The organism is Pseudoduganella sp. R-34 (assembly GCF_049904655.1).
Classification (GTDB): domain Bacteria; phylum Pseudomonadota; class Gammaproteobacteria; order Burkholderiales; family Burkholderiaceae_D; genus Rugamonas.
Window position 1 is genome coordinate 1,565,704 of the sequence record NZ_CP184572.1, and the last position, 24,030, is coordinate 1,589,733.

Genomic DNA, 24,030 nt, shown 5'->3' on the forward strand with positions numbered 1-24,030 from the left:
CAATTGTGATAATTTCTTGACGGAAAGCTAAGGCTGCGGAGCCAGGCCGCTGGCCTTGCAAATGGCCAGCAGGCGCATGGCCAGCTCGCTGTCGTTGGCGGCGCGCTCGCGCTGGATGGCCAGCAGGGCGCGCTGCGCTTGCAGTACCGGCTGCTCGTCGCTCATGCCGCGCCGCGCGCGCGTTGCCGCCAGTTCCAGCGCGGAGCGGGCGCTGGCTTCCCGGACGGCGAGAGCTTGCCGGCGCTGGCGCGCGGCGGCGTAGGCGGACAGGGCGTCATCCATTTCATGCCAGGCTTTCAGGACGGTTTTCTGGAAACTGATGGCGGCTTCCTGCTCTTCCAGCTTGCGCAGCTCGACGGTCGCGCGGCGCCGCCCATTCTCGAAGACCGGCAGTTGCAGGCTCGGTCCGAGCGACCATTGGCGGCTGCCCCAGTCGCCGAACTTGCCGGCATCGACTGATTCGAAGCCGAGTGAGAGGCCAAGCGTGATGCGCGGATAAAGGTCGGCGACTGCGACGCCGATCCTCGCCGTTGCCGCCTGCAGGCGGGCCTCTGCCGCCTGGATGTCCGGGCGATGCCGCATGACCTCTCCCGGCACGCCAAGTGCAAGGTCAGGGCCGTCTGGCGCCGGCGCGCCCTGCTGCGCTGCAAACTGCTCCTGAAGCGCGCCGGGCGGCTTGGCAAGCAACATGGTCAGCCTGTTGGCGCCTGCCGCTTCCTGCTCGAGCAGGGCCGGCGCGTGGCTTTCCAGTTCGGCGAGCGCCAGGCGCTGTTGCTCGACTTCGAGATCGGTGGCGAGCCCGCCGCGCTGGCGGGCCGCTGCCAGCGCAGCCAGGTCGCGCGCTGCGGCCAGGTCGGCCTGGAGCAATTCCTGCTGGCGCTGGGCTGCGCGCAGCTCGTAGTAATTGCGGGCCACTTCCAGCTGCACCGCCAGTTGCACGTCGCGCAGGATCGAGCTGGCTTCCGCCATCCCGGCATCCGCCGCCTGCACGCTGCGCCGCACGCGCCCCCACAAGTCCAGCTCCCAGGCGGCATCGAAGCCGGCCTGGTACAGCGCGAAGGGATCGCTGAGTTTTTCGATCAGCACCTCGCGATTGGCAGGGGCGATCGCGTCGACCATGCGCGTACCTGCGCCGGATTCCGACTGGCGCTGCCGGGCGGCGCCAGCATGGGCGGTAAGCTGCGGCCCCTGGGCGCCGGCGGCGACGTTGCGTGCCATCCTGCTTTGGGCGAAGCGCAACGCGGCCGACTGCACGTCGAAGCTTGCGGCCAGTGCTTGCTGCTGCAGGCTGCGCAATACGGGATCGTCGAAGCGGGCAAACGATTGCGCCGTGCCGGCTGCCAGGCCTGTCTCGCGCAGGGCAGGAGCCCCGCCGTGCCAGTCTCCATAGGCAGCAGGCGCTTGCACGGCCGGTTCGTGGTAGTCCGGCCCAACCGTACAAGCAGCCAGCGCCAGGCAAAGCAGGGAGACGGTAATCTGTTTCATGATGGTTCCAGTTCAAGCAAGGCGATGGCGGAACAGCCATGCCGCCAAGGGCAGCGTTATGAGGGCAATCAGCACGAGCGGCACCATATTCGGCCACAAGGTGCCGAGCCCGACGCCTTCGAGATAAATCCGCTGCACCATGTCGATGGCAAAGCGCAGGGGATTTGCCATCGTCGCGACTTGCAGCACTTGCGGCATGTTGCGTACCGGCGTGGTGAGGCCTGACAGCAGCATCATCGGCATCACCAGGACAAAGGTGTACAGCATTGCTTGCTGCATGTTCAGTGATACGGCAGATATCGACAGGCCGATGCCGACGCTGGCAACCGTGAACAGCGTCAGTCCTGCGTAGATCGAAAGCAGCGAGCCCGCCATCGGCACACCGAACCAAAGCCGCGTGACCAGCAGGATCAGGGTCGACTGCACCAGCCCGATCATGATGGGAGGCAGGGCCTTGCCGATCATGATGTCGATCGGCGTCAGCGGTGTCACCAGCAACTGGTCGAAGGTGCCTTGCTCGCGCTCGCGCGCTACGGAAAGGGCGGTCAGCAGCAGGGTTTGCAGCATGCTCAGGGCCGCGATCATGCCCGGCATCAGATACCAGCGGGTTTCCAGGTTCGGATTGAACCAGGCGCGCGCCTCGATGCGCAATGCCGGCGGGGCGCCGCCGTGCCGCTCCCGCCACTGGCGATTGAAGTCAGCGACTACGGCGCCGACATAGGCTGCGGCCGAACCGGCCGTATTGGAATTGCGGCCGTCCAGTACGATTTGCAGCGGTGCTGCATCGCCAGCATACAGGCGGCGTTCAAAGTCGACGGGGATGCTGACGGCAAGCAGGGCCTTCTCGCTGTCGATGGCGTCGCGCAGCGCTTCCTGCGTTTCGACAGTCAGCGCGCGGCGAAAGGTACCGCTGGCATCCAGCCTGGCCAGCAGCTCGGCAGAGGCGGCGCTGTGGCTGGCGTCATGCAGCGCATACGGCACGTACGTCAGGTCATAGGTTGCGGCGTAGCCGAACAGCAGGCTTTGCACGATGGCGGGCACCAGCAGGATGAAGCGGCTCTTGGGATCCTTGAGCACGGCCAGGAATTCCTTGCGGACGATGACGGCAATGCGGCGGAAGAGTGCGATCATGGCTAGTCCAATTGCTTTCGGGTGACCGCACGGGCGATGCCCAGCAACAGCACGGCGTAGGCGGCGAGGATGGCGCAGTTGCGCAGTATCAGCGGCCAGACATTCCCGGCCAGGAACAGGGTCTTTACCAGTTCCATGAAATAGGTCGCGGGCAGGATGCGGCCGACCACCTGCACCGCAATCGGCACGTTGCGCAGGTCGAACAGGAAGCCGGACAGCATCAGCGAAGGCATGAAGCTGCTGACCAGGGCGAGCTGGCTGGCGAGGAACTGGTTCCTGGTCGCGGAAGATATCAGCAACCCCATGCCCACCGCGACGACCAGGTACAGCATGGAGGCGAAAATGATGACCAGCAGCGATCCCTGCATCGGCACCTTGAACAGGAAGCGTGCGGCGGCCAGGCACAGGAAAAGCCCCATCATCCCGACGCAGAAGTAGGGGATGACCTTGGCCAGCAGGATTTCGACTGGCCGCACCGGCGTGACGAACAGCGCTTCCAGCGTGCCGCGTTCCCATTCGCGCGCCATCACCAGGGCGGTGAGGAAGGCTCCCACCAGCGTCATGATCAGCACAATCAGGCCGGGTACCAGGTACCAGGTGCTGGTGTTGGCGCTGTTGTACCAGATGCGCTGCTCGATGCGTACCGCGCCGTTGGCTGGAAGGGCGTCGGGGCGGGCGGCGCTGCCCAGGCGTTCTGCGCGGCGGGCACTCCATTGCTGCAATGCTCCGCTTGCGTAGTTCAGGATGATGCTGGCGCGGTTGGCTTCCGCGCCGTGCACGATGATTTGCACGGCTGCGCTGCCTGCTGCCGCATCGCGCGTGAAGGTGGCGGGAATTCGAACGATGGCGTCCACGCGGCGGTCGCGCATCAAGGCCTCGGCATCATGCATAGACGTGACGGGCAGCGGCGCGAAGGATGGCGACAGGCTGAAGCCGGCGGCAGCTTCCTGCGCGGTTGGCGAACTGTCTTCCATGACGATGGCGACCGGAGCATTTTTTACGTCCAGCGACAGCCCGTAGCCGAAAATCAGGATCAGCACGATTGGCAGGGCGATGCCGATTGCCAGGTTCGAAGCGTCGCGCAGGAGCTGGCGGAATTCCTTGCGCACCAATGCCGCGAGGCGGGAGCGGAAGCCGCTGTTCATCGTGCGCCTCCGTTACGGTTCTTTTCGACGATCTTGATGAAGGCGTCTTCCATATTGCTTGCATCGCCCGCCTGCGTCCTGACCTCGCGCGGCGTGCCGATGGCGAGCACCTTGCCTGCATCCTGGATCAAGATGCGGTCGCAGTACTCGGCTTCTTCCATGAAGTGGGTGGTCACCACGACGGTGACGCCTTGTTCGGAGAGAGTGGTGATCCGGCGCCAGAATTCGCGCCGGGCGAGTGGGTCGGCGCCGCTGGTTGGCTCGTCCAGGAACAGTACTTCAGGCTCGTGCAGCAGGCCGGTGGCCATGGCGAGACGCTGCTTGAAGCCGCCCGGCAGCTGGCCGCTGGGCATGTGTTCCTGTCCCCGCAGCTGGAATTCTTCCAGCACCTGGCTGGTGCGCTTTTCCAGGCGCTGGCCGTACAGGCCGTAGGCGCCGCCAAAGAAATCGAGGTTTTCCCGAACGGTCAGGTTGCCGTACAGGGCAAATCTTTGCGATACGTACCCGACCTTGGCGCGTGCTTGTGCGCGGGCGTGGCGCAGGTTGACGCCTGCCACCTGCAGGAAGCCGGAGCTGGCAGGAAGCAGTCCGCACAACATGCGGAAGGTGGTGGTCTTGCCGGCGCCGTTAGGGCCCAGCAAACCAAAGATCTCGCCGCGCGCGACGCTGAAGCTGGTGCTCGCCACGGCGGTGAAGTCGCCAAACTTCCGCACCAGGTCGCGCACCTCGATCATCGAATCCGCGCCGCCCTCCGGGCTGGCGGCTGGCGCGGGCTTGCTTGCTGCAGGGGGCGTGAGGGCGGGCGAGGCCGGCGAGTCGGGCGGTGGCGGGGCCGCGCGCAGCAGCATCATGAATCCATCTTCCAGCCGTGCGGGAACGGGGTTGACTGGCAAGCCGTCAAGCAGTTGCGCGACCGCGCCATCCGAAGCCTCCGCCCGCCGGATGAACCTCACGTGCCCACCCTCCGGCACGGCATCGACCACGACATCGCACGCATCGAGCAAACGCGCCTGCAACGCCCGCGCCGAATCGCCAGTACGCGGCACGGCCGTAAAACTCAAGCCCTCGGCACGCGAACGCAGGTCCGCCGGCGCACCGGCCGCCAGCAATCGACCCTCATGCATGACAAACACCTGTTGGCAACGCTCCGCCTCGTCCATGTAGGAAGTGCTGACGAAGACGGAAAGCCGTTCTTGCTCCACCAGCTGCCGCACGATTTCCCACAGTTCGCGCCGCGACAAGGGATCGACGCCGACAGTCGGCTCATCGAGCAGCAGCAACTCCGGCGAGCGCACCAGCGTGCAAGCCAGCCCAAGTTTCTGCTTCATCCCACCGGACAGCTTGCCCGCCGGCCGCGAGGTGAAGCGCGCCAGGTCGGTCATGTGCAGCAGCTGCTCGAATCGCTCGCGCCGCACGTCAGCCGGCACGCCATGCAGGTCCGCATACAGGTCCATGTTCTCCTGCACGCTCAAGTCTTCGTACAAGCCGAAGCGCTGCGGCATGTAACTGATACGGTCCTGCACTGCCTGCGGATGCGCCGCAACATCCACGCCCAGTACCGACAGGCTGCCAGCGCTGGGCGCCAGCAGGCCCGCCACCATGCGCAGCAAGGTAGTCTTCCCGGCGCCATCCGGCCCGACCAGCGCAGTCAAGGCGCCAGGCGCCACCTCCAGCGTCACGTCGCGCACCGCCTCGACAGGCGCTGCTGCGCCTTTGACGTTGAAGTGGCGGGACAGGCTGCGTCCGCTGAGGACTGCCGAATCCATGATCAGTGCCCGGTTGCGATCCGCACGGTTGCCGGCATCCCCATGCGCAGCACATCGGCCTTGTCGTCGGCCAGCACGCGCACCTCATAGACCAGCGCCGTGCGCAGCTCCTCCGTCTGCACGCTCTTCGGCGTGAACTCGGCGACCGAGGAAATGTAGCCAACCTTGCCGGCCAGTGGCTTGCCTGGCTGGCTGTCGATGGCAATGCTGGCGGCTACGCCGGGCCTGATACGGCCCAGGTCAGCCTCGCGTACATAGGTTCGGACCCATTTGGGGTCGGCAATTGCCAGTGTATAGACAGGACGCTGCGGCGAAGCCATGTCGCCAGCCTCCATCAGCCGGGCGCGCACGACCGCGTCGACAGGCGCCTTCAATGATGCCTCGCCAAGCTGGTATTGCAACAGCGCGACCGCTGCATTGGCGGCATCGAGTTGCGCCTGCGCTTGCGCGATATCTTCGCGGCGCGGGCCGTGCTGGGCCAGCTCCTGCGCCTGGCGCGCCTGTTCCAGCGCCGCTTGCGCCGATTTGGCGCGGGCGCGCGCGGCGTCGACGTCCTGCTGGCTGACGGCGCGGCCATTGCTGTCCCGTTGCACGGCCAATACACGCTCGAGCTGCTGGCGCGCGAGATCGGTATCCGCTTGTGCGGCGCTGGTGCGGGCACGCGCCAGCGCCAGCTCTTCGGAGCGTGTGCCGGCCTTGAGGCGAGCCAGCGCCTGCTGCTGGGCCGCCGCCTGGGCTTCGGCCTCCGCCAGGCGCAAACGCAGGCCGCGCGTATCGAGTTCCGCCAGGACCTGGCCCGGCCGCACCTTCTGGCCTTCTTCCACCAGCACGCGTGCAATCCGTTCGCTGGAGGGAAAGGCGAGTGCCACCTGGCGCAGGTCGACATTCCCGTACAGGACCAGTTCCTTGTCATTTGGCGCAGGACGGCTCCAGTACCAGGCGCCTGCCGCGATGGCCGCTGCGGCGACAATGGCAAATCCAACAAGCTTTTTGTTCATGGCAGAACCTCCTGCGGAAAATTCTACATCAAATTCAAATTTGGATTTGAAATAGTTTTGGACGTAAAATGCGAGCCATGCAAAAAAAGACAGCAATCCGTGCCAGCCGCCAAGACGGCGACGCCACCCGCCAGGCCCTGTTGGACGTGGCAGGGCAGGTGTTCGCGGAACGCGGCTTTGCCGACGCCACCAGCAAGGAAATCTGCGCCCGCGCCGGCACCAATATCGCCGCCGTCAATTATCACTTCGGCAGCCGCGGCGCGCTATACGAAGCGGTGCTGGTGGAAGCGCACCATCATTTGCTCAAGCTTGAGGACATGCAGGAAATCGCGTCGCGCGACATGGCGCCGCGCGACAAGCTGCGCCTGATCTTGCGCAGCATCGTGCTGCGCGCCACCGGACCGGAAGCACATTGGGGCGCGCGCGTCGTGATCCGCGAACTGATGTCGCCCACCGAGCACGCCCCGGCGCTGGTGCATCAGGCCATCGCGCCCAAGGCCATGGTCATGTTGGCGCTGGTGTGTGACATCCTCGGCCTGCCGCCCGCCACGCCGGGCCTGCAGCGCGCGCTGTTCCTCCTGATGTCGCCCTGCCTGGCGCTGCTGGTGGCCCCGCGCGACATGCGTACGAAACTATTCCCCGCGCTGGGCGACGATGCCGAAGGCCTGGTCGACGACATGATGACCTACGCCAGCGCCGGCCTTGACGCTATCGCTGCGAAATATTCAGCATCGCCTCGACCACGGGGTGGCTGATGCGGCGTTCGTTGGAGATGGCGTAGAACTGCTCGCGCAGTTCGGAGGCCGGCCCCACCGGAACGGCGCCAAACTGCTCCAGCATGTCGCCCGCCAGCGCCGCCGGTGCAAAGAACAGGCCCATGCCGCTGCGGCCGAAAGTATTCAGCATGGCGCTATCCTCGAATTCCCCCACCACGTCGGGCCGCACGTCCTGTTCCAGCAGCCAGGCGTCGATCCGGCCGCGCAGCGCGGTATTCCGGGTCGGCAGCAGGATCGGGGCGCCGTTCAGGCTCTCCGGGAAGTCCCTGCCGTACTTGCGCGCCAGCGCGCGCACGCCGAACAACTGCATTTCGCTTTCACCGAGCAGGTGGCTGAATACCTTGAGCGATGCGCTGGCGCGCACCGGGCGGTCGGTCAGCACCACATCCAGCTTATGCAGCGCCAGTTCGGCCAGCAGGGCGTCAAATTCGCCCTCGGTGCAGACCAGGCGCACCGGCGTGTCCGGCGGCAGCGCCGCCTGCAGGTAGTGGGCCGCGATCAGCTTGGGCATGGAGTCGGAAATGCCGACCGTCAGCCGGATCTTGCCGGCATCCACTTCTTCCAGCGCCTCTTGCATCCGGTCGCCGAGCTGGAAAATCTGCTCGGCGTAGGTCAGCGCCACCCGGCCCGCTTCGGTCGGCACCAGGCGCCGGCCCTGCTGGGTCAGCAGCGACTTGCCGATCGATTGTTCCAGCGCCGCGATTTGCGTGCTGACCGTCTGGATGGCCAGGCCGAGCCGGTCGGCAGCCCGGGTCACGCTGCCTTCGGCGGCAACCATGCGGAAAAAGTAGAGGTGGCGGAAGTTCAGCCCAGTGGTCTTCATGCTTCTGTTTTTACGAAGTAATACTTCGATTATCTTCTATTTTTTAAAAGTCGTCCCGGGCTTAGACTTGCCAGACTTATCAACGAGAAAGGGTCAACCGATGAAGCACTTCAGGATCTCATTCCTGGTCTCCTTCATCTGTCTTGCTGTGGCAGGGTGGTGGGGGTACCAACAAACCGGCGTCAGTGGCGCCCTGGCGGCCTTGTGGATCGCCTTTATCCTGAGCGTGATGGAAGTCTCGCTCTCCTTCGACAACGCGGTTGTCAATGCCTCCGTCCTGAAAAACTGGGACGAATTCTGGCAAAAGCTGTTCCTTGGCGTCGGCATCATCATCGCGGTATTCGGCATGCGCCTGGTATTCCCGCTGGTGATCGTGGCGGTGGCGGCAGACCTCAGCATTCCCGATGTATGGAACCTGGCGCTGAACGACCCGAAAGCCTTCTCGACCCATCTGACCAACCACCATGCCGAGGTGGCGGCTTTCGGCGGTATCTTCCTGCTGATGGTGTTCCTGAATTTCATCTTCGATCATGAAAAACAGATGCACTGGCTGGGCAATGTGGAACGCAAGCTCGGGGCGCTGGGCAAGGTGTCTTCGATCGCCACCATGATCTCGATGGGCGTTCTGCTGGGCAGCCTCGGCATCGTCGAGGAATCGCAGAAATTCATCGTGCTGGTGGCCGGCATGTGGGGCCTGCTGACCTACATTGGCGTGGATGCGCTGTCGTCCTGGATGGAGAAGAGCGAAGAAGGCGGCGTGAATGCCGGTGAACTGGTCAAGCGCGGCGGCGTGGGCGGCTTCCTGTACCTGGAAGTGCTGGATGCCTCGTTCTCCTTCGACGGCGTGATCGGCGCGTTTGCGATTACCAGCGACGTCGTGATCATCATGCTGGGCCTGGCCATTGGCGCGATGTTCGTACGCTCGATGACGGTCTACCTGGTGCACAAGGGGACGCTCGAAGAATATGTCTACCTGGAGCACGGCGCGCACTACGCGATCGGCATTCTGGCAGTGATCATGTTGGCGAGCATGAAGTTCCATATTCCGGAAGTGATTACCGGCCTGATCGGGGTGGCGTTCATCGTGGCATCGCTGTGGTCCTCGATCCGCCATAAGAAACTTGAAATGAAGGGAGCCTGAAACCATGACGATTTTTAAAGTGACCGGGGATATCGATCCCTTCCTGCAGGTGTCGATGAAGCAGGGCGAGCGCATCTTCTGCGAATCGAACGCGATGGTGATGATGGATTCCACGCTCGAGCTGAAAGGCAAGATGCGCGGTGGCCTGGGCGGCGCCCTGATGCGCTCCCTGGCGAACGGCGAGTCTTTCTTCCAGCAGAACATCGAAGCCACCGGCGGCGACGGCAACTGCCTGCTGTCGCCCAACCTGCCGGGCGCCATGCGCGTGCTGGACGTCGGCGAGCGCCAGTACCTGATCAGCGACGGTGCTTTTGTAGCGGCCAGCAGCGGCATCGACCTGCGGGTGCGTACCCAGAACGTGGGCAATGCGCTGTTCGGCCAGAGCGGCGGCTTCTTCGTCACCGAATCGACCGGTTCCGGCCAACTGGTGGTGTCGGGCTTCGGTGCGCTGCATGAAGTCGATGTGGAGCCGGGCAAGGAAGTCGTGATCGACAATGCCCACGTCGTGGCCTGGGACAGCGCCCTGCGCTACGAGATGGCCGTGGCGACGCGCTCCGGCGGCGGCTTGTTCGGCAACCTGGTCAACTCGGTGACCAGCGGCGAAGGCATGGTGCTGCGCTTCTCCGGCCGCGGCAAGGTGCTGATCTGCTCGCGCAACCGCGAAGCTTTCGTGGCCTGGATGATGTCGCACCAGTCCCGCTAATACGATTTATCTCCGTTAAACGCCCCCCATGGCGTTCTTCCTTGCGGTGGTCCTGGAAACAGGCCACCGCTTTTTTTATTGGAGGGCGAGCATGCCGGCGTTATACAGGGCATGCGCCAGCATGGGCGCCAGCAGCGATTTGCTGCGTTCCGCGGCAATTGCCGTGCACAGGCCCAGCACGAAGACCGGCGCCATGGACAACGGCGGATGGATCACCGCGAACAGCGCCGCGCTGGCCGCCATTGCCTGCCAGGCTGGCAGCGAGCGGCGCAGGCCGCCGAAAACCTGGCCACGGAAGATGAATTCTTCAAAGACCGGTGCGGCCAGCACGGCAAGGGGTGCCATCCACACCAGGGCGACCGGTTGTGGCGCGCCTGGCATTGCGCCGGCATGGCGCAGGATGGCCAGCCACAGGAAGCCAGCGGCCAGCGCGGGCAGTGCCATCAACAACCCCCAGCCCACTGCGCTGGGCCATGCGGCGCGCCACGGTCCATGCCACAGGCGCGGCACGCCGCTGGTTCCGCTGCGCCAATACACCAGGTGCGCAAGCCCGTAGACCAGGGCGCCGGAAACGGCGAAGGACAGCGTCACCGTCGGCAGCGAAACCGGCTTGCCGGCAAGGTATAGCGCGCCTGCGACCAGCAGTTGCAGCAGGAAGAACAGGATGGCGGCAATGATGCCGTCCGATGCGGAAACCCGCGGCGGCGGCGAGGCGGCAGGGTCCAGCAGGTAAGGCAGCGAGTCGCGGGCCCGCTGCCACAGCGACAGTGCAAGGGACGCCAGCAGCACGATCGCCGCCAGGCGCACATGCCATTCGCGCGTATTCAGCGAGTAGGTGTATAGCGACGACAGGATCAGGTAGGCGTAGGCAAAGGTGGGGCGCACGCGGGCGTGCATGTCCTGCGCCAGCGGATCGCAAGCCCAGACGCCCAGCGCCACGGCGATCGTCGCGAAAATGGGAATGCCGGCCATGACCAGGACGAGTTGCGAGAGCAGTTGTCCATCGGCCGGCACGCCGAACCATAGGCCCATCGCGAAAACGGCCAATGGGTAGATCAATGCCAGCACCGACCATAGCTGCGCTTTCTCGGCAAGCATGCTGCCAATGCTCTTTGGATAGGTGTAGAGCAGCCACAGGGCGTGGCCCTCGGTGTTGATGGTCTGGAAGGCCGACAGCATCAGCACGTAGGCGCCCAGGCCGAAGGCAACGGAAGACAGCAGGGCCGGGTCGCTGATGAACTGGTGCATGTTCTTCACCTGGCCGTTCAGCACCAGCTGGCTGCCGAAGATGATCAGGGGGATCAGCAGGCTTTGCACCAGGAAGTTGCGGTCGCGGCTTAGCAGGCGCAGCTCGCGCCGTTGCAGCGGCGTGCCGGGCGCCCAGCCGGCGAAAACCGTGCGCACGGCGCCCCTGCGGCCGGTTTCGCGCGAACTGGTGGCGACCACGCCGTCGGCAAGCAGGGTTTGCAGCATGCGCAGGCCAAGCCAAAGCACGAACGCGGTTTGCGCTGCCAGCAGGGCGCCGTAACCCATGCCATGCGCCGCATCGCGCGCATTCAGCGCCTGCAGCGCAAGAGCCGGCGGCGTCCACAAGGTCCAGGCTGGAAATTGAGCGGCCCAGCCGAGGGTCAGCGTGGCGGTCGGCATGGCAAGCGACATGGCAAGGTACATCAGCGGCATGCTGGCCACGGAGGCGATGGCCTGCAGGTTGCGCAGCTGGGACGGCGCCAGGCGCAGGCGCAGGCCGGTATCGGCCACCGTGCGCATCGTCGCGGCACAGGCCAGCAGGGGCACGGTGCATGCGGCCCCCAGCAATGGCGTGCTCCAGCGGTAGCCGGAATGCCAGGCCACCGCCATGCACATCGGCCATAACGCCAGGATGCCTGAAGGATTGGCCAGCGTGCGCTCGGCGATGCGCGCCAACAGCAAGGTGCGCCGTTCCAGCGGCAGCGTGACCAGCCACTCCAGGTCCCAGTCCGGCTGCGCCAGTTCCTTGCTTCCCAGTGGCAGCAGGAAGGCGATGCCGAACAGCAGGCTGGCCTGCATGGCTGCCGCCTGCATCAGTACCGGATGGAAGGGCGCCGACTGCAATTCCTTGCCCGCCTTGCGCATGGCGGCGCGCGGGGCGGCGTCCGATTCGGCGGCGGCGCACTGGCTGCCGGTCGGCAGCCTGCACTGCATGTTCAGCAGCGACGTGCTGGCGGTGTTGATGAAGGCGAACAGCATGAAAGCCGACAGCACGAAGGTGATCAGCCAGCGTGCATTCCTTTTACCGCGCGTGGCTGCGCGGCTGGGGCCGGGCCGGCCCTTGCGCAAGCGCAGGGCGTTGCCGATGTTCAGTAACCGCAACAGCCGCAGGCGTGCAAGCAGCCAGAATGCACGCGGCGCGCTGGGCAGGTCCATCATGCGGCCAGGCTGTCTTCGTCGGTGAATTTGAGGAACAGCTCCTCCAGGGTGCTGTTGGCGCTGCTGGCGCCGCGCAGTTCTTCCAGCGAACCGGTGGCCACCAGGGCGCCGCGGTTGATGATGCCGACCCGGTTGCACATGCGCTGCGCCATGTCGAGCAGGTGGGTGGAGACGAAGATGGTCTTGCCGGCGGCCGCACTGGCGATCAGGCGGTCCTGCACTTCGCGCGCGGCACGCGGATCAAGGCCGTTGATCGGTTCGTCCAGGATCAGCACTGCGGGGTCGTGCACCAGCGCGCAGGCCAGGCCCAGCTTCTTCTTCATGCCCATCGAGTAGTTGACGGCGAATTCCTCGCTCACGTCCTGCAGGCCGAATTCCTGCAGCAGCTGGACGGCGCGTTCGACGGCAGCCTTGCGCGGCATGCCGTGCATCTCCGCCACGAATTGCAGGATTTCCCGCCCGCGCAGGAAATCGTAGAAGATGGGGTTGTCGGGCAGGTAGCCAACGTGGCGTTTGACTTCGGCGGCGTCGGCCTGGCAATCGAGACCGTCGACCAGCACGCGGCCGGCGCTTGGCACCAGGATGCCCATCATCATGCGGATGGTGGTGGTCTTGCCCGCGCCATTCGGTCCAAGGAAGCCAAACACTTCGCCGCGCTGCACCGCCAGCGTCAGCGGCTGCACGGCGGGAAAGTCGCCGTAAAGCTTGGCCAGTCCCTGGAATTCGATCATGGCCGCAAGCTCATGCCGATACGTTCCGTGCGTGGCGCCCAGTTGCCCAGGATGTCGGCGGAAACCAGCACGCGTTCGGCGCGGCCGATCAGCAGCTTGCGCGGCACGAAGCCGATAAAGCGCGAATCGCGGCTGTTGTTGCGGTTATCGCCCAGCATCAGATAGCTGTCGGCCGGCACGGTGACCGGACCGAAATCGCGCTTGGCGTCGACTTGCGGCAGCACCTGGATGCTGTAGCTGGCGCTGGCATTGTGTTCCTGCAGCTGCAAAGCCTGCAGGTCGCCGACCTTGTCGATATGTTCGGTGGCATTGCCCAGCACTGCGTATTCAGAGGTCTTGCCATTGATGATCAGGTGCTCGCCGCGGATTTCGACGCGGTCGCCGGGCAGCGCTGCAATGCGCTTGATCAGGCGGGTGCGGTCCTCCGGCGAGAAGAAGGTGACCACGTCTCCGCGCTGCGGCTCGCCAAGGTGGCTGACGGAGATGTCGGTCAGCGGCACTTTCAGGTCGTAGGCGATGCGGTTGACGAAAACCACGTCGCCTTCCAGCAGGTTGGGATGCATGGAGGCGGACGGAATCGGATTCCAGTCGGCGATGGCGGTGCGGAATACACCCAGCGTCAGCAGGAAGACGATGAAGCCTTTGTTTTCACGAATGAGTTTTTTCACGTCCGGAGTCTCCGACAAGTTCAGGAAACTGCATCATCTTATCAAAATCTTAAACGCTGCTTAGACCGAAGGCTGCCAGCATCTGGCGCTGTCCCCTGGGCGGTACTTGCAGCGCGCGGCTGTCGAGATCCTGCTCGACCCAGCCGCGTTTCAGGGCCAGTTGCAGCAGGGCTGCGCCGAGCGCTCCGCCAAGATGTGGTTTGCGTTCGCTCCAGTCCAGGCAAGGGCAGGCAAAGCGGCGGCGCAATTTGCGCAGGGCAGCCAGGTCCAGGCCGAGTTGCGCGAATTGCTGCTCGCCTGCCGTGCTCAAGTCGTAGCCATCGCTTGCCTCCGCCAGCCAGCCCTGCGCGGCGAAATGGTCATGCAGCCTGACCGCTACCGTACCCGCCATGTGATCGTAGCAGGTGCGTGCATGGCGCAGGCGGTCGGGCGTATTGGGCTTGAATTCATTGCGTGGCAGGCCTGCAACGACCAGCAAGGCTTCCAGTGCGCTGGCCACTTCCGGGCTGGCGAGCTGGTAGTAGCGGTGTTTGCCTTGCGCGAGCTGCACAAGCAGTTGCTCGTCCTTCAAGCGTGCAAGGTGGGCGCTGGCGGTGGACGGGCTGACTTCCGCCACCACGGACAGTTCGGTGGCGGTGCGTGCATGTCCGTCCAGCAGGGAGCACAGCATGCGGGCGCGGGCCGGTTCGGCGATGGCGCCGGCGATGTTGGCAAGTTTGGAATCCATATTTCGGCCGTGGGCGAATTGTCGTTGTGCTTTTTTCAGCATACTGCAATTTCTTGAACGTTGCCGGAGGAATGAAATGCAGAACCTGGAATGGGATGCGGGGCGCGGCTTGTGGGTCGCGGCCGGCGCCGCGCTGGTGGAAGAGGTGCTCAGCCACACCATGCTGCGCGTGCGGCCGCTGGCCGAACCCGTGCCGGCCGCGATAGCCGGCGGCAGCGCCGGCGAGGTGTTCGGCGCACTGGTGCGCATGAACGATGGCGAACGCCACGCCGCGCCCAAACTGGCGCTGCAGCGTGCGCTGGCCCTGGCCGCGAGCGGTGAGCTGGCGCGGCAGCGCGCGCAGTCGGTGGCGCAACGCCTGCTGGCCGAGGGCCGCCCGATCGGCGCCTGGGCATTCGAAGCGCCTGTCAGCGCGGTCGCCAGCCTGCTTGGCTTCGCCGACGCCCAGTTGCCTGCCGTGGCGCGCTGGATGGGCGACTACGTGGCCTGCCTGTCGCCATTGAGTAGTGCGGAGCAGGTCGAACAGGCGCACGCGGCGAGCCTGCGCCTGCTGGCCGCCATGCGCGAGTTGCTGCAAGCGGCGCCGCAAGGGTCGCTGGCCGCAACCGTCGCCAAGGAAGCCGCTGCTGCCGGCTGGCGGGATGACCACGCCATCATCGCCAACCTGGTTGGCCTGCTTTCGCAAACCTACGAAGCGACGGCAGGGCTGCTGGGCAACAGCATGGTTGCGCTCCAGCAGGGCGCGCCAGGCGACGACGCCGACGCGCTGCTGGCGCAAGTGATGCAAAGCGATCCGCCCATTGTCAACACGCGGCGTTTCGCCGCGGAGCGCTGCCAGGTCGGCGGCGTGACAGTCGAGGCGGGGCAGGCGATACTGGTCTTGCTCGGCGACGCAGGGCGCGGCTTTGGCCATGGCCGCCACGCCTGCCCCGGCCAGCAACTGGCGCAGCAAATCGCTGCCGGCTGTATCGAAGCGCTGCGCAGCAAGCCGCTGCCGCAGCTAAGCTGGACTTACCGCGCATCGCTCAACGCGCGCATACCGGAATTCCACCAATGATTGCAGTGATTTTTGAAGTCACCCCGGCCGAAGGCCGCAAGGACGCTTACCTGGACATCGCAGCGCGGCTGAAGCCAACGCTGGAGCAGATCGACGGCTTCATCAGCGTCGAGCGCTTCCAAAGCCTGGCCAACCCGGGGAAGATGCTGTCGCTCTCCTTCTTCCGCGATGAGGAAGCGGTGCAGGAATGGCGCCGCGTGGAAGCGCATCGCGCTGCCCAGCAGGCGGGGCGCGAAAGGCTGTTTGCCGATTACCGCCTGCGCATCGCCCACGTGGTGCGCGACTACGGCCTCAATGAGCGCGCGGAAGCGCCGGCCGACAGCCGCGAACGGCACGGTTGATCAGTGCCCGCGTTTCTGCACCAGCGCACTGCCGGCACCGTGGCGCTTGCCTTCGCTGACTGCGGTCACCGTGCCATCGGGGTTGAAGACGATGGCGTTGGCGGCGCCGATCTCCTCGGCCGAGGCATCCCAGCGCTGGCCGAAACGCTCCAGCGCCCGGGCTTGCGCGCTGCCGGCAAATCCCGGCTCGACGGACGTGGCCTGGCCGTTGCGCTCGGAGATGCGCGGCGCGTTCAGTGCGGCGGGCATGTCCATGCCCAGGTCGATATGGTTGAAGATGGTCTGCAGCACCGTGGTCACGATGGTGGCGCCGCCCGGGCTGCCGATGGTGAAGGCCGGCTTGCCGTTGCGGAAGGCGATGGTGGGCGACATGCTGCTGCGCGGGCGCTTACCGGCTTCCGGCACGTTCGGATGCGGGCCGGTGAAATCGAAGTCCGTCATCTCGTTGTTCAGGATGAAGCCATAGCCCGGCACCGTGATGCCGCTGCCGCCCCATGATTCGATGGTGAAGGTGTAGGCGACGATATTGCCGTCCTTGTCCGACACGGCCAGGTGGGTGGTGTGCGCGCTTTCCGACAGCAGCCTGGCCTTTGCCGCAGCGGCCGGCCGCAGAGGCACGCTTGGGTCCTGCTGGAACAGGTAGGGATCGCCAGGCTGCGCGTGGTAGCGGGCCTGGGCAGGGTCGATCAGCTCACGGCGGCGTGCCGCATATTCCTTGCTGACCAGGCCCGCCACCGGCGTGTCCACATATTCGGGATCGGCCAGGTAGGCATTGCGGTCGGCGAAGGCCAGGCGCGCCGCTTCCATGTACAGGTGTTCGGCTTTTTCGCGCGGCATGGATTTCAGGTCGAAGCCTTCCAGGATATTGAGCGCTTCGGCAATCGTCACGCCGCCGCTGCTTGGCAGGGGCATGCCGACCAACTCATAGCCGCGGTAAGTGCTGCGCACCGGCTGGCGCCAGCGCGCTTCGTAATTGGCCAGGTCGGCCAGCGACATCCGGCCCGCGCGCACCGAAACGCCGGCGGCGACCGGCGGACGGTTGACCGTGTCGACAATCGCCTGCGCCAGCTTGCCCGAATAGAAGGCTTTCACGCCGCCGGCGGACAGCAGGCGGTAGGTCTTGGCCAGGTCGGGATTGCGCAGCAGGGTGCCGGCCGGCAGTGCCTTGCCGTCCCGCATATAGCGCGCCGCGGTGTCAGGGAACAGCGCGAACTTCTTCTCATTTTCCGTGACCAGCGCCACGAAATTGGCGTTCAGCCGGAAGCCATCCTGGGCCACCTTGATGGCCGGGGCCAGCACCTGTTTGAACGACATGGTGCCGTAGCGGTCCAGCGCATCATGCCAGCCGCGCACCGTGCCCGGCACGCCAACGGCCATGCCGCTGGCGACCGCGGTCTCGAAATCCATCGCCTTGCCATCCGGCGCGAAAGCGTTGGACTGGAACGATGCCGGCGCCACCTCGCGATGGTCGAGCGTGATGACGCGGTTTTCCCTGGCCAGGTAAATCACCATGAAGCCGCCGCCGCCCACGCCACAGCTGAACGGGTCGGTCACGCCCAGCGTGGCCGCCGCCGCCACTGCCGCATCGACCGCGTTGCCGCCTTTGTCGAGGATCGCCAGCGCGGCCTGCGAGGCCGGCTCGCTGATGGTCGCCACGGCGCCGCCGGTGCCGCTGGCAACCGGGGTCTTGGCCCAGGCCGGGGCGCCGAACGCCAGCGCAAGGATGATGGTGGACGTCAGTCGTCGGGGCAGGGCATGTGGCGTCATGGGCAGCTATGTTGGCTGGGAAATATTTACCCGCAAGCTTACCCGATAATCCGGCGCCGGTGCCTTCAGCGACGGCGGTTCTGCCGGCTCCATCCCCAGCAGCGTGAAGGTCAGCCCATTAAGCGTCACGGTCTTGCTGGCCCCCGGCATGGCGTCCGCCAGCACGAAGCTGGAGCTGCCTTGCTGGTCGCTCAGCACGAAGCTGTAGCTGATGTATCCAGCCCAGACGCAGACTGCGCCTTTTTTACAGCGGCTGTCATTGACACGCTCGAGCTTGAGCGTGACTGCAGGGGCCAGCTTGACGATTTCCCCTTGTGCCAGGACGTAGCTGGCGCTGGTGCGTGGTGCCGGGCGGCTGGCTGCATCCTCGGCAGTGCTGCGGGTCGAGCCGCAGGCGGCGGCAATAGCGAGGACCAGGCCCGCCATGCCCAGACAGATCAGTCTAGCTTGCATGATGTTCTCCTCTGGCCTGGGAACAGCTTAGCAAATTACAAACTATCGTGTTGCACTGTTGAGTCCACTCAACAGTATGGTCGCGCCGAAAAAAAAGCGCCCCGGAGGGCGCCAGTTTTTATAGTTGGTTTTCACAACTTATTGTGTGCGGCGGCGGCGGACTATCCCCAAGCCCATCAGGCCGACGCCAAGCAGTGCCAAGGAAGCGGGTTCCGGAACCTCTTGCGGGGGAACGCCCGGGTCGGTCGGCGCATTGGCGCTGTTGGCCATGACTTTGAATTCGACATTGGTATTGTTGTCGTGCACGTTCAGCGAATTGAGCTTGAAGGTGTGGACGACGCCCGCCGTCAGGGAAACTTCGTCCCAGTAAGCGGAATAGCTGCTGGGCTTGGGGAGGGTCTTGGCCACCCCAACGTTGTCGAGGAAGAGGTCGAAGTCGAAATCCTGGACGCTGCCGCCATTTGGCGGCGTAATGCCAAAGTCGAAGGTGGTGTCGACGCTCACCGTCACGTACAGGACCTCCAGGTCTTTTACGTGAATCCAGTCGGCAAAGGTCCAAACCGATTCACCGTCAGGATTCCAGCCAGCACTGATTACCGAATCAACCGTCAATGCCAGTGGATTGCCGTAGGTTTGTCCGTCTTTGGTCGGGCCTGCAACGGCCAAGCTGGCTGTCAGGGCGCAAATTGCGGTCAATGCAAGCTTCTTGAACATGGGTAACTCCTCAGTGAGTGTGCTTGAGAGTTACTAAGCAATCGCTATGCCAGGAATTCAAACTCAGCCATATCAAGGGCTTAGCGATAGTTGCGATGTGGAATGTAAAAATTCCCGACATTAAGAAGCTTGCCCAAAAGTAAAAAAAGCACCGACCCTTGCGGAATCGGTGCTTTTGCCGGAGGGTGCAGGCTTACATGTAGGCGGCCAGCGCACCCTTCATTTTCTTCAGCGCAGCCGCTTCGATCTGGCGGATGCGCTCGGCCGACACGCCGAACTCTTCCGCTAGCGTATGCAGCGTGGCGCCCGAACCATCGTCGTTGGCCAGCCAGCGTGCCTCGACGATGCGGCGCGAACGGGCGTCGAGCTTGGACAGGGCGGTTTCCAGGCCTTCGGACTGCAGGCGCACCACCTGTTCCGCTTCCAGCACCTTGGTCGGCTCCATATTGTCGGAGGACAGGTAGGCGATGGGCGAAAACTTGTCGTCTTCGTCGTCGGACGGCGCTTCCAGCGCGATGTCACGGCCGCTCAGGCGGGTTTCCATCTCGATCACGTCCTCGCGCTTCACGTCCAGGGTCTTGGCCAGTTCGTCGATTTGCGCCGGCGACATGGCGTCGAGCCCCTGCTTGTGGCTGCGCAGGTTGAAGAACAGCTTGCGCTGGGCCTTGGTGGTGGCCACTTTGACCAGGCGCCAGTTCTTCAAGATGTATTCGTGGATTTCAGCCTTGATCCAGTGCATGGCATAGGATACCAGGCGCACGCCCTGGTCGGGGTCGAAGCGCTTGACTGCCTTCATCAGGCCGATATTGCCTTCCTGGATCAGGTCGCCGTGCGGCAGGCCATAGCCCAGGTAGCCGCGCGCGATCGACACCACCAGGCGCAGGTGAGAAGTCACCAGCGTTTCCGCGGCCTTGATATCGTTCTTTTCCTTCAGGCTCTTGCCCAGCGCCACTTCTTCCTCATGGGTCAGCATGGGCAGGCGATTGACAGCCGAGATATAAGCGTCCAGGTTGCCCAGGCTCCCGCTGAAGCCAAGGGTCAGCGCGTTGCTGCCGGCAGGTGCCAGTGCGTTTGTTGCGGTCATCTTGTCTATCCTCGCTTGAAGGGAATGCTTTTCAGAGTTACCAGCATGCACGACAGAACTTAAATGATTCTTAACCTCTATCATGCCGTTCTGAACATATATTAGCACTCTCCCTTGGTGAGTGCCAATTGCTGGGATTTTATGGCTCTGATAGCAAAAACACTATCGGCAAAGCGCTATTCCTTGCGTTGGATCAAAGTCAGGATAAGGCGGGCAGGGGCGCGGCTCCGTGCGGGTACGCACGATGAAGTTGAAAGTCGGGGTCAGGTCTGGCAATCCGCCACATTGTGGCGGATTGCCAGACCTGACCCCGACTTTCAACTTTCAATTTAGCCTGGAAAGATGACGCTGGACGCAGAGCAGGGCGCCGATCAGGCCGAGGCCGGCGGACAGGGCCAGCAGGCCGGCCGTGCCCAGGGGATCGAGCGGAGCCAGCTGGAATTCGGAGGCATACAGTCTTGCAAACTCTGCAATGGCCCGGTTGAGGGGCTGCAGGGCCAGCGCCACGCCGCCCAGGGCCACGCCGCCGGCACACAGGCCGAGCAGGGCGCCGGTGTAATAGAAGGGGCGGTGGATGAAACTGTCGCTGGCGCCGATCAGCTTGGACACCAGGATTTCTTCGCGCTGGGTCATCACTTGCAGGCGTATGGTATTGAACACTACCGCCACCACCACCGTGGCCAGCGTGGCGGCCAGCAGGAGCAGGGCCAGGCGCAGCACGCCCAGCAGGGCAGCCAGCCGTTTTACCCAGGCCGAATCGACTTGCACCGATTCCACGCCCGGCAGGGCGCGCATCTGGTCGGCGATGCTGTCGATCTTGCTGCCTTCGGCCGCGTCCTGGAAGGCGTTCAGCTTCACCACGTAGCTGTCCGGCAGCGGATTCTCGCCCAGGGTGGCGACCACGTCGGACAAGCCGCTCTTGGCATTGAGCTGTTCCAGCGCTTTTTCGCGCGAAGTGAAGATGATCTTGGCCGTCGGTGCAATGTTGCGCAGCGAGGAGGCCAGCCCGGTGGCCTGTTCGCGCGGCGTGTCGGCCTTGATGAAGACGCTGAGTTCAGGCTCGACCGCCATCTGCTCCGACATCGGCCGTACATTGTCGAGCAAGGTCACGCCCATGAAGGGCAGGGCCAGCGCAATCGCGACCACCAGGATATTGAACAGGAAAGAACCCGGCGCCCGGCGCACGTGCACCAGTGCAGAGCCGAGGGCGAACAGGTGGTGGCGCAGCCAGGTGCTCATGCGGCTTCCCTCATCAGTTCGCCACGTTCGAGATGGATCACGCGTGCCGCGGCGTCCAGGATCTGTTCATCGTGCGAGGAGATCAGGCAAGTCACGCCGACCGAGTGGAAGGCATGCAGCGCATCGATCACCCGGTTGGCGCTGGCGCGGTCCAGGTTGGCGGTCGGCTCGTCGGCCAGGATGATTTGCGGGCGGTTGACGATGGCGCGTGCGATCGACACGCGCTGCTGCTCGCCGCCGGACAGGGCCAGCGGCTGGCCGTCGGCGCGGTCCAGCAGGCCTACCTTGTCGAGGGCGGCCCGGGCACGCTGCTCGGCGGCGGCGCGCGGCGAGCCGGTCACCAGCAGCGGCATCATGACATTGGCCAGCACCGAACGGTCGTTCAGCAGGCGTTGCTCCTGGAAGATCAGGCCCAGGTTGCGGCGCAGGAAGGGAATGCCGGCGCGCTTCAGGGCGCCGATGTCCTGGCCGTTCACCAGCACCTTGCCCGAGGTCGGGCGCTCCATGGCGGCAATCATCTTCAGCAGGGTCGACTTGCCGGCGCCGGAAGGGCCGGCAAGGTAGACCAGCTCGCCCTTGGCAATGGTGAAGGAAATGTCGCGCAGCGCGACACCGTCGGGAGAATACTGTTTGCTGACGTGCTGGAATTCGATCATGTAGGCCGCTTATGCGAGCAGTGCTTCAACAAATTCAGCCGCATTGAACGGCTGCAGGTCTTCAATCTTTTCGCCGATGCCGATGAAGTACACCGGAACCGGGCGTACGCGGGCGATGGCGGCCAGGATGCCGCCTTTCGCAGTGCCGTCGAGCTTGGTAATGATCAAGCCCGACAATTGCAGTGCATCGTCGAAAGCCTTCACCTGGGCCAGGGCATTCTGGCCGGTATTGCCGTCGATGACCAGCAGGGTTTCGTGCGGCGCCCCTTCCATGCCTTTGCCGATCACGCGCTTGACCTTCTTCAGCTCTTCCATCAGGTGGAGCTGGGTTGGCAGGCGGCCGGCCGTGTCGATCATCACGACGTTGGTGCCGCGCGCCTTGCCGGACTGCACCGCGTCGAAGGACACGGCCGCCGGGTCGCCCGATTCCTGGGAAATCACGGTCACATTGTTGCGTTGGCCCCACACCATCAGCTGTTCGCGCGCTGCGGCGCGGAAAGTGTCGCCGGCAGCCAACAGTACCGACTGGCCGTGGGCTTGCATATGCTTGGCCAGCTTGCCGATGGTGGTGGTCTTGCCGGCGCCGTTGACGCCGGAAATCATCATCACCAGCGGCTGGTGGCGGCCCAGTTCGAATGGCTTTTGCAGCGGCTGGAGCAGGCTGGTCATCAGCTGCTTGAGCGCCTCCTTGACCTGGGCGGCGTCCAGCAGCTTCTCTTCCTTGACTTTGCGCTTGAGCGCGTCAAGCAGGTATTGGGTGGCTTCGACGCCGGCATCGGACATCAGCAGCGCCGCTTCCAGCTCGTCATACAGGTCTTCGTCGATCTTGGCGCCGACGAACAGGATGGACAGGTTGGCGGAGGTCTTCGACAAGCCAGCCTTCAGGCGGCTCATCCAGCCTTGCCTGGGCTCCGGCTTGGCGGCAGTGTCGACTTCGAACGCCAGCGGCGCCGCAGTCTCGGCGCTGGCTGGCGCGGCAGGAGCAGGGGCCGCAGGCGTGGCGGCCGGCGCGGCTTCCGGCGCGACCGGTTTCTTCTTGAAAAAACTGAACATGGACAGGTTGGCAGAGGGTCCTTCAATCGAACCGCGTATTCTACCAGAGGCTAGCTGAGGGCCTGCCGTTGGCGCTGCCGCCATTCCGCGACCGCCGGGCCGATATCGCCCAGTTCACATACCGTCACATGGCTTGGCGGGCGTTTGCGCAAGGCCGGGTTGGTGCCGCCGGCCCAGATCTCCGCCTGTTCCGGCATGCGGGCCCGCAATTCGCGCAGGCTGTCGTTGACGTGCCGCGGGTTCATGGTGGCGGAAAAGGACAGGGCCACGATGTCGGCTTGCATGGCGCGCGCGCCTTCAACGATGTCCGGCAGCGGGGTCTGAACGCCTAGCGGAATGCAATGCGCTCCCTCGGCGGCGAACATGGCCTCGGCCATCAGCAAGCCCAGGCCGTGGCGCTCCTGGGGCAGGGTGGTCAGCAGGACGCGCGGGCGCGGCGCTCCGCTGCTGTGGTTGACTTGCGGCACCGAGAAGACGGCGCTGCGCAGCACGATCTGCACCGATTCTGCATATAAATGCTCTTCAAATACTGCAAACTGCCCGCAAGCCCAGGCTTCGCCCACCAAGGTGGACAGCGGCGCAACCAGGTTGACGACAAAATTCTTCAAGCCCATGACGAGCATCGCCTGCGTCAGTTTGCGGCGGAATGCTTCCATTTGATGGGTTTTGCAGAGCTCCAGGTAGGATTGCAGCTCGGGATGGGGCAAGCTGGTCTCATCGCGCAGGCTGGAGGCGCTTTTTTGTGCCAGGGCCTGCAATTCATCGGCCGAATAGCCGATGACCTTGCCCGGACGATAGCCAAGATCAATCAATCTCTTGATCAATCTCAATTTAATTACCTGTTCGCTTGGATAGACTCGCTCCCCGAACGTATCGCGTTCAGGGCGGGGGAAATCGTAACGGCGTTCCCAGACGCGCAAAGTTTCCTTTGCCAGACCGGTGTCCCGTTCCACGTCACTGATCGTGGATGGAATTGTTACAGAAACCGCACTCGTTTTCATTCGCCGACAGCGCCCCCAGATTGATACGCGACCTGCATTCTAACGCCGAAGTCTGGCACAAAGTTGCATGCGGTGCAGGCTAGTTTCACTATGAAACTGGGGTTCAAACCGCTTGTCCATGACACAACCATGATGCTCTCAGTTTAGCCTCGAAAAGCATCGGAA

23 protein-coding genes are annotated in these 24,030 nt (G+C 64.3%); 5 read left to right on the forward strand and 18 right to left on the reverse strand.

All coding sequences use genetic code 11. From position 1 onward, the window contains the following. Positions 1 to 27: 27 nt before the first annotated feature. The 5 genes from ACN9MW_RS07340 to ACN9MW_RS07360 are packed head-to-tail and all read right to left on the reverse strand — an operon-like array spanning position 28 to position 6,525. A complete protein-coding gene (locus ACN9MW_RS07340) occupies positions 28 to 1,485 on the reverse strand; it encodes an efflux transporter outer membrane subunit (protein ID WP_426169231.1) in 1,458 nt (485 codons plus the stop codon). A gap of 12 nt (positions 1,486 to 1,497) precedes the next feature. Beyond that, positions 1,498 to 2,616 carry an ABC transporter permease gene (locus ACN9MW_RS07345; RefSeq protein WP_426169233.1) on the reverse strand — a complete coding sequence of 373 codons (1,119 nt, stop codon included), beginning with the start codon at positions 2,614 to 2,616 and terminating at the stop codon, positions 1,498 to 1,500. A 2-nt stretch (positions 2,617 to 2,618) separates the two neighbouring features. Further along, positions 2,619 to 3,761, reverse strand: coding sequence for an ABC transporter permease (locus ACN9MW_RS07350; RefSeq protein WP_426169235.1), 1,143 nt, complete (start codon positions 3,759 to 3,761; stop codon positions 2,619 to 2,621). Continuing rightward, positions 3,758 to 5,527: an ATP-binding cassette domain-containing protein gene (locus tag ACN9MW_RS07355; RefSeq protein ID WP_426169238.1), complete on the reverse strand. Its 1,770-nt coding sequence runs from the start codon at positions 5,525 to 5,527 to the stop codon at positions 3,758 to 3,760. Before ACN9MW_RS07355 ends, ACN9MW_RS07350 begins: the two co-directional genes overlap by 4 nt. Before the next feature lie 2 nt (positions 5,528 to 5,529). Beyond that, positions 5,530 to 6,525 (reverse strand): HlyD family efflux transporter periplasmic adaptor subunit, encoded by a 996-nt coding sequence (locus tag ACN9MW_RS07360; protein ID WP_426169241.1) that lies wholly within the window; start codon positions 6,523 to 6,525, stop codon positions 5,530 to 5,532. Between the two features lie 77 nt (positions 6,526 to 6,602). Here ACN9MW_RS07360 and ACN9MW_RS07365 point away from each other — a divergent pair, with 77 nt between their 5' ends. Further along, the gene (locus tag ACN9MW_RS07365; protein WP_426169243.1) at positions 6,603 to 7,280 is read left to right on the forward strand and encodes a CerR family C-terminal domain-containing protein; all 678 of its coding nucleotides are present in this window, start codon (positions 6,603 to 6,605) and stop codon (positions 7,278 to 7,280) included. On the opposite strand, the gene nhaR is transcribed toward ACN9MW_RS07365, so the two are convergent. After that, positions 7,234 to 8,124, reverse strand: coding sequence for a transcriptional activator NhaR (nhaR, locus tag ACN9MW_RS07370; RefSeq protein WP_426169246.1), 891 nt, complete (start codon positions 8,122 to 8,124; stop codon positions 7,234 to 7,236). The genes ACN9MW_RS07365 and nhaR overlap by 47 nt on opposite strands. Before the next feature lie 100 nt (positions 8,125 to 8,224). Between nhaR and ACN9MW_RS07375 the strand changes: the two genes are divergently transcribed. Both ACN9MW_RS07375 and ACN9MW_RS07380 read left to right on the forward strand, forming a co-directional pair. Continuing rightward, positions 8,225 to 9,265 (forward strand): DUF475 domain-containing protein, encoded by a 1,041-nt coding sequence (locus tag ACN9MW_RS07375; protein ID WP_426169248.1) that lies wholly within the window; start codon positions 8,225 to 8,227, stop codon positions 9,263 to 9,265. A gap of 4 nt (positions 9,266 to 9,269) precedes the next feature. Then, positions 9,270 to 9,968: a TIGR00266 family protein gene (locus ACN9MW_RS07380; RefSeq protein WP_426169250.1), complete on the forward strand. Its 699-nt coding sequence runs from the start codon at positions 9,270 to 9,272 to the stop codon at positions 9,966 to 9,968. A gap of 75 nt (positions 9,969 to 10,043) precedes the next feature. Here the strand turns inward: ACN9MW_RS07380 and ACN9MW_RS07385 are convergent, their stop codons facing one another. The 4 genes from ACN9MW_RS07385 to ACN9MW_RS07400 are packed head-to-tail and all read right to left on the reverse strand — an operon-like array spanning position 10,044 to position 14,500. Continuing rightward, a complete protein-coding gene (locus ACN9MW_RS07385; protein WP_426169253.1) occupies positions 10,044 to 12,374 on the reverse strand; it encodes a CPBP family intramembrane glutamic endopeptidase in 2,331 nt (776 codons plus the stop codon). Then, positions 12,371 to 13,105 (reverse strand): ABC transporter ATP-binding protein, encoded by a 735-nt coding sequence (locus ACN9MW_RS07390; protein WP_426169256.1) that lies wholly within the window; start codon positions 13,103 to 13,105, stop codon positions 12,371 to 12,373. Before ACN9MW_RS07390 ends, ACN9MW_RS07385 begins: the two co-directional genes overlap by 4 nt. Beyond that, positions 13,102 to 13,773: a signal peptidase I gene (gene lepB / locus ACN9MW_RS07395; protein ID WP_426169258.1), complete on the reverse strand. Its 672-nt coding sequence runs from the start codon at positions 13,771 to 13,773 to the stop codon at positions 13,102 to 13,104. Before lepB ends, ACN9MW_RS07390 begins: the two co-directional genes overlap by 4 nt. 49 nt (positions 13,774 to 13,822) lie before the next feature. Continuing rightward, positions 13,823 to 14,500: an ArsR/SmtB family transcription factor gene (locus ACN9MW_RS07400; protein WP_426169261.1), complete on the reverse strand. Its 678-nt coding sequence runs from the start codon at positions 14,498 to 14,500 to the stop codon at positions 13,823 to 13,825. Between the two features lie 76 nt (positions 14,501 to 14,576). On the opposite strand from ACN9MW_RS07400, the gene ACN9MW_RS07405 reads away from it, so the two are divergent. Both ACN9MW_RS07405 and ACN9MW_RS07410 read left to right on the forward strand, forming a co-directional pair. Next, complete coding sequence (locus ACN9MW_RS07405; RefSeq protein ID WP_426169263.1) at positions 14,577 to 15,557, forward strand: cytochrome P450; 981 nt, start codon at positions 14,577 to 14,579, stop codon at positions 15,555 to 15,557. After that, positions 15,554 to 15,898 (forward strand): antibiotic biosynthesis monooxygenase family protein, encoded by a 345-nt coding sequence (locus tag ACN9MW_RS07410; RefSeq protein WP_426169265.1) that lies wholly within the window; start codon positions 15,554 to 15,556, stop codon positions 15,896 to 15,898. Before ACN9MW_RS07405 ends, ACN9MW_RS07410 begins: the two co-directional genes overlap by 4 nt. Here ACN9MW_RS07410 and ggt read toward each other — a convergent pair whose 3' ends face one another. The 8 genes from ggt to ACN9MW_RS07450 all read right to left on the reverse strand — a co-directional run bounded on the left by ggt (position 15,899) and on the right by ACN9MW_RS07450 (position 23,865). Beyond that, positions 15,899 to 17,665 (reverse strand): gamma-glutamyltransferase, encoded by a 1,767-nt coding sequence (gene ggt, locus ACN9MW_RS07415; RefSeq protein WP_426169267.1) that lies wholly within the window; start codon positions 17,663 to 17,665, stop codon positions 15,899 to 15,901. Between the two features lie 6 nt (positions 17,666 to 17,671). Next, entirely contained in the window at positions 17,672 to 18,118 is a 447-nt protein-coding gene (locus ACN9MW_RS07420) for a hypothetical protein (RefSeq protein ID WP_426169269.1), read from the reverse strand. Positions 18,119 to 18,256: 138 nt separating this feature from the next. Then, on the reverse strand, positions 18,257 to 18,832 hold the full coding sequence (locus ACN9MW_RS07425) for a PEP-CTERM sorting domain-containing protein (protein ID WP_426169271.1): 576 nt from the start codon (positions 18,830 to 18,832) through the stop codon (positions 18,257 to 18,259). Positions 18,833 to 19,025: 193 nt separating this feature from the next. Further along, the gene (rpoH, locus tag ACN9MW_RS07430; RefSeq protein ID WP_426169273.1) at positions 19,026 to 19,916 is read right to left on the reverse strand and encodes an RNA polymerase sigma factor RpoH; all 891 of its coding nucleotides are present in this window, start codon (positions 19,914 to 19,916) and stop codon (positions 19,026 to 19,028) included. A gap of 324 nt (positions 19,917 to 20,240) precedes the next feature. After that, positions 20,241 to 21,155 carry a permease-like cell division protein FtsX gene (gene ftsX, locus ACN9MW_RS07435; RefSeq protein ID WP_426169275.1) on the reverse strand — a complete coding sequence of 305 codons (915 nt, stop codon included), beginning with the start codon at positions 21,153 to 21,155 and terminating at the stop codon, positions 20,241 to 20,243. Beyond that, positions 21,152 to 21,811 (reverse strand): cell division ATP-binding protein FtsE, encoded by a 660-nt coding sequence (locus ACN9MW_RS07440; RefSeq protein WP_426169278.1) that lies wholly within the window; start codon positions 21,809 to 21,811, stop codon positions 21,152 to 21,154. Before ACN9MW_RS07440 ends, ftsX begins: the two co-directional genes overlap by 4 nt. Positions 21,812 to 21,820: 9 nt before the next feature. Then, on the reverse strand, positions 21,821 to 22,864 hold the full coding sequence (ftsY, locus tag ACN9MW_RS07445; RefSeq protein WP_426169280.1) for a signal recognition particle-docking protein FtsY: 1,044 nt from the start codon (positions 22,862 to 22,864) through the stop codon (positions 21,821 to 21,823). A 50-nt stretch (positions 22,865 to 22,914) separates the two neighbouring features. Next, complete coding sequence (locus tag ACN9MW_RS07450; RefSeq protein WP_426169282.1) at positions 22,915 to 23,865, reverse strand: MerR family transcriptional regulator; 951 nt, start codon at positions 23,863 to 23,865, stop codon at positions 22,915 to 22,917. Positions 23,866 to 24,030 lie beyond the last annotated feature (165 nt).